The sequence below is a fragment of the Photobacterium sp. OFAV2-7 genome (assembly GCF_022347985.1).
Taxonomy (GTDB): domain Bacteria; phylum Pseudomonadota; class Gammaproteobacteria; order Enterobacterales; family Vibrionaceae; genus Photobacterium.
Genome location: NZ_JAKRFQ010000519.1, coordinates 1 through 3,650, shown reverse-complemented (window position 1 = coordinate 3,650; position 3,650 = coordinate 1). Strand labels below are relative to the sequence as shown.

Below are 3,650 nucleotides of genomic sequence, written 5' to 3'. Positions count from 1 at the left end.
ATGGAGAGCAAGCGATCCCGAGCACCGGGGCTGCTTTGGCGTCAACTGCCTCACAGAACTTGTGGATAAAGACGAGACACTCGGCAATGCGATGGAAGAAGTGTTGATGTTCAGTGTCGATCGTTATCATAAAGTTTTAGAATTAGCCGTAGAAAATCAAGAGCTTGATGATGGCGATTTGAAGACTAAAGCCCAGGCTTTACAAAGTGTGGTGATTGGGGTCAACACGATGGCGAAGGTCATCCACGAAGAGAGCGAACTGTGGAATATCGCCAGATACAACCTGCAATCCCTGGGGCTGTATCGGGATTAATGTATAGGGCGAATCCTCTCTTCGCCCAGCAACGCAGGGGCATGTGTCATGGATATTTCATTGATCAGCTTAAGGTCACGAAAAGTCCGAATAGTAACATCATTATCGATATAAGCATGCTGATGGCCTTCGCTGTCAGAGCTACTCTACTTTGAAACTTGCTCCCACTAACTCTTCAGAGATAGTCCATAATCGAGCCGCGACATCTTCCCTTTGAGAATATGTTGTTCTCTTAGCAATCCCTGGAGGCCCTTTCATCTCAAGAAGTCCTGTTGGGCCAAAGTACTGTCCCCCCTTTACCTCACTATCAAGGGCGGCCTTTAAAATTGGCTTTGCGGCATTCTCGATTGAGTGGAGAAAAATGGGGACGAATGTGTATCTGAGAATACTCATGAAAATTGGCGGCATATGGTCAAATAATCCAGAATCGGTGCCGCCAGGATGTGCAGAGACCGAGATGATTTTTTTACCGGCTAACGCCAACTTTCTCTGTAACTCATCTGCGAACATGAGGCACGCCAGTTTCGACTGTGCATAAGGAGCATCCCACTTGGTTTGTGAGTCACAATTTAAGTCATCAAAATATATTTCAGATTTTTTATGAGCCAAACTACTTAACGACACGACGCGAGAGCTTTTTGAATCCGGCATCAGGTCGATCAACAGTGAGGTAAGTAAAAAGTGTCCGAGATGATTGGTGGCAAACTGCATTTCAATATCGGCACTATTTTTTCTTGGTTTGTTCAATAGTACACCAGCATTGTTAACCAAAATATCTAAGCGTTGAAATTTTGCTTTAAACTCCTGAGCAAAATCTTTTATTGATTCGAAATCAGACAAATCAATTGACATAACATCAAGTTTCGATAAAGGAAGCTCAGCGAGAATCTGTTTTTTAGCATGGTTTGCTTTATCTACACTTCTACAGGCCATCACAACGTGAAAGCCATTTTTCAGTAGACCTTTGGTCACTTCATAACCCACACCGCTATTGGCCCCGGTTACAATTGCTAATTTATTGTCCTTGTCCACTTTAACCTCCAAATCAAAACCCTTGAGCTAAGGCGCAGCTTAAATTACACTGCCTAGTGTAGTTTAAAGTTTGGACGGTTTAAAGTTAAATTACACCGGAAAGTGTAACTTAAAAGCAAGGCTATGAAATGTCGAGAAAAAAAAGAGACACCAGCGCAAAGCGAGAATCCATATTAATTGCAGCCATAGATGCATTCATAGAGTTTGGTTTTGACAAAACCAGTATGGATTTAATCGCCGAGAGATCGAATGCATCAAAACGAACTGTGTACAATCACTTCTCGAGCAAAGAATCATTGATTGAAGAAGCATTCAACCAGTTTCTTAGGGGGGCCTTCGAAAGTAAAAACATCGAATACGATCCCAACCGTTCTATCGAAGACCAGTTAGGTGATTTTGCAGACTCAAAAATGGGCTTAACAGAAGATCCAAGGCAACTGGGGCTGATGCGCGTGACTCTGTGTGCCTTCATTACTCATCCTCAGTTAGCTGAGAGAGCTGTTCTGTTCTCCGATTCTCAAGATGACGGGCTCGTAAAATGGCTAACAGAAGCAACTCAAGATGGCCGCCTGAACGTACATGACCCAGAGCTGGCTGCTGAATCTTTTTGGTCTTTATTTTCCGGAACTTTCTTCTGGCCACCGATTGTAAGAGGTCCCGTTGAAAAAAAAGCAGGCCAAAAATTAAAAACAGAGTTTATTCAACTCTTCTTGGCGAGATACGGAAAACAATAACAGTTAACAAGAGCCACTATTAATCAACAAGGGGATTGCGGCCAGAATGCTTCGCTTGATACAGTTTTTCATCAGCATGCGCTAACACCTCCTGAAAGGATTCGTCGTCATCATTGATTGCAACTCCTGCATTTATCGTGATATCAAACCTAACACAATAATCATTACTCCTGTCATTATCGACCATGACTTTGGCCACATTGGCTAACACTTCATCACCACATTTGTGCCCGGCTCGCTTAATGTTTATTAACTTTAAGTAGCTATAAGTCAGGACCTTACCCATTTTTATTTCCCTTCGGATCTTATTCTAAATTCAGTCAAGTAAGAATTGTTGAATAAAAAAGCAAATATCAACCACGATGCATATACTCATTGTACGCTTCATTTGTGAAGCGCCATACGGCACCGATTCGATTAACATAAACAATACAAGGCTAGGAATACGATGAGTAAAAATCAGGTTATCTTTTCATTTACAGGGCAAGCTGCCGATCAACAAATCGACTTCACAGTCACTGATTCAAGAATCAAAAAAGACAAAGCGATTGATTCAGATAAAATTTCAGTATCGGGAGGAAAAGGAAAACTTACAATCACGGTCAATGTCGGCCGCAGCGGTAATGAAGATGTAGCAAATTGGTACAAAAATTTTGTTAATGGAAATACACGCCATATGGTGCATACTGCACGTGGCAGCAACAGCCCAAGCAAATTAAATTTCGCCGTAAAAGGCACGCTGGCCATTGGCGATCAATGCTTCAAGGTCTGCGTAGGGCAAGGGCATTATACTGCTACCAACAACTGGCATATGGCTGGTAAAGCCATTTCTGCCCGCGCGAACAATAAGTCAGCCTACCTCGACAACATCTACTTCATCACCACATCAGGCAGTTACCAATTTAATGTTGCCGATGCCAACACCATCAGTGAAGGCAAAGGCTTTGATTTATGGACATCAACCAATACTGAATCCCTCATACCGCGCTTTGATCTTGAGGGCGATGCCCTGCACCCGTTCCCATTCCATGCCGGTCTACTACCGAATGTAGGTACCATGCAAAGTGGCTATGCATTTGACACTACAGGCACCGCACCTACCCATCGCGATTTCCACCTGCAACTGTTGAGCCTTAGTAACAGCCAATATCAAAACGTACTGTTTAAACTCAACAGGATTACGGGGGCGATTACAGGAAATGAGGTGCTCAAGCAAACCGCTATTCGATTTGAAGCAAACAATAAGCCGAGCATGATGAACTATGGTGTTTCACATGCTGCTCTTCCGCTTGGCAACCAAAGCTATATTTACGCAGGTGAGTACAATACTCAATGGATGACTGCGCTTGCTAAACAGCATCCCGACTTCCAATTCAAAGATTTGGTACTAAGTGGCTCCCACGATGCGGGCATGTATGAGATCAACATAAATGATCCCAAAGTCACCATTGAAAAAATGATTGCTAACAACCCCGCACTCGCAGCCCTGGAACAAGCTGGGACACTCGCGGGGGAGCAGGTACTCGCTAACTTATCGCTAACACAAAAAGATGATGCGTATACTCAGCTGA

4 protein-coding genes and 1 pseudogene are annotated in these 3,650 nt (G+C 43.4%); 3 read left to right on the top strand and 2 right to left on the bottom strand.

The features are described 5' to 3' along the window. Positions 1-313, top strand: a 313-nt coding sequence (locus MHN01_RS20150) for a hypothetical protein (protein WP_239413031.1), incomplete at its 5' end; no start/stop codon positions are given. 141 nt (positions 314-454) lie between these two features. Here the strand turns inward: MHN01_RS20150 and MHN01_RS20145 are convergent. Then, the gene (locus MHN01_RS20145) at positions 455-1,345 is read right to left on the bottom strand and encodes an oxidoreductase (RefSeq protein WP_239413029.1); all 891 of its coding nucleotides are present in this window, start codon (positions 1,343-1,345) and stop codon (positions 455-457) included. 128 nt (positions 1,346-1,473) lie between these two features. On the opposite strand from MHN01_RS20145, the gene MHN01_RS20140 reads away from it, so the two are divergent. After that, complete coding sequence (locus tag MHN01_RS20140) at positions 1,474-2,079, top strand: TetR/AcrR family transcriptional regulator (protein ID WP_239413027.1); 606 nt, start codon at positions 1,474-1,476, stop codon at positions 2,077-2,079. Between the two features lie 19 nt (positions 2,080-2,098). Here MHN01_RS20140 and MHN01_RS20135 read toward each other — a convergent pair whose 3' ends face one another. Next, entirely contained in the window at positions 2,099-2,365 is a 267-nt protein-coding gene (locus tag MHN01_RS20135; protein ID WP_239413025.1) for a diguanylate cyclase domain-containing protein, read from the bottom strand. 162 nt (positions 2,366-2,527) lie between these two features. Between MHN01_RS20135 and MHN01_RS20130 the strand changes: the two are divergent. After that, positions 2,528-3,650, top strand: a pseudogene (locus MHN01_RS20130) (flagellin); the annotation flags it as partial.